The sequence below is a fragment of the Microcoleus sp. S13_B4 genome (genome assembly GCF_036700885.1).
Classification (GTDB): Bacteria; Cyanobacteriota; Cyanobacteriia; order Cyanobacteriales; family Microcoleaceae; genus Microcoleus.
Genome location: NZ_JAUBPU010000150.1, coordinates 1 through 1318, shown reverse-complemented (window position 1 = coordinate 1318; position 1318 = coordinate 1). Strand labels below are relative to the sequence as shown.

The following is a 1318-nucleotide window of genomic DNA, read 5'->3' as shown; positions in this document are numbered from 1 at the left end:
AGAGTGTTGCAAGAAATAAATGATCCAAAATCAAGCCGAGTTACAAAAGATTTCAACAAACCATTTTTTCAAGTTTGGTAAACGCTGAATTTTCTTTTCAACTTCCGCCATTGCCTCTTCAGTCAACTTGACTCCTGTATGGTAAACCCTATCAATCAAAGTAACCGTAGGATTTTTGCCCTTAAAAGTTAGAGTCGAAGCAAACTTGAGTACGGTATCAACACTCTCTAGCAGGCTACCACTCCAATGTTGTTCGAGCCACCCAAAAGCTCTTTCAATAGGGTTGTATTTGCTGTGGTAAGGTGGATAGTAAGCTAATTGGATTGTAAGTTGGAACTTGTAGGCAAATTCAAGAATACGAAACATAAATTGAGTTCGCCGAGAGCTATTGTCGGGTCCATTATCTTGGTTAATAACTATTTTATGGATGTGAGAGAAGCGCTCTGTCACTGCCAACCACCAATTTTCAATTAGGTCAACAATACAATCAGCAGTCACTTTGGACTGAACGAAGAATAAAAATAGTTCACCTTCTTGAGGCAAGAAAATGCCGTAGGGAGTTAAAGTTGAACAATCTGAAAAGTCATGATCCAATGCAACAGTAGTGACACGAGTTTTTCCACCTCTATCGAATTCCCCAACTTTTATCCCAACCTTCGCATCTATAGAAATCCTTAATGTTGTTGGGTCATCATCAGCTTCCTTATTTATACGATTAACCTCTTTAAAAATAGCTCCTGTTTCTGGTATCTCTTTTATTGGCTTGGTTTTAGTAACCCGCTTTAAGCCATAACCCAATTGGTTTAATCGTTGTCGAATAACCTCAATAGAAGGCAGTTCTTCATCCTGGTATCCTTTGAGTTCAATCAGTTGATGACGAACCTCGGCTGCCGAAAGACGAGTGTATAGTTTAATACTATTAAAGGTTGGGTCTGTTTGACTCTGCGGGTCTACAATTGATACTATATCCGACAGTAAATTTGGTAACTTCTCTTCAATACGCTTGCGTCCCCTAAGTCTGAACGAATCAGCAATCGACATTCCATGCTCTAATTCCTGCATCCCTTTACGAATGGTACGTCTATTCCAACCTAATTCTCTTTCTGCGATTATTTGTCCTCCTCGTCCCAAACCTTTAACTACTTCTGCCATAAATTGCCGTCTATCACTTCCTTTTAATTTCTTAGATGTGTTGATGTAAAGGGATTTAAGGCTGTCGGTGAGTTGGATAAGAGATTCTGGAAACATAGAACAGATGGCACGCTGATTATTTCTCCAGTATCCCAGCATTTTGGATCATTTATTTCTTGGATTACTC

The 1318-nt window shown here is 39.2% G+C and carries 1 protein-coding gene; it reads right to left on the bottom strand.

Annotated features, from left to right (window positions below):
* Window positions 1-30: 30 nt before the first annotated feature.
* On the bottom strand, window positions 31-1230 hold the full coding sequence (locus QT994_RS27650; RefSeq protein ID WP_333180327.1) for an ISAzo13 family transposase: 1200 nt from the start codon (window positions 1228-1230) through the stop codon (window positions 31-33).
* Window positions 1231-1318: the final 88 nt, after the last annotated feature.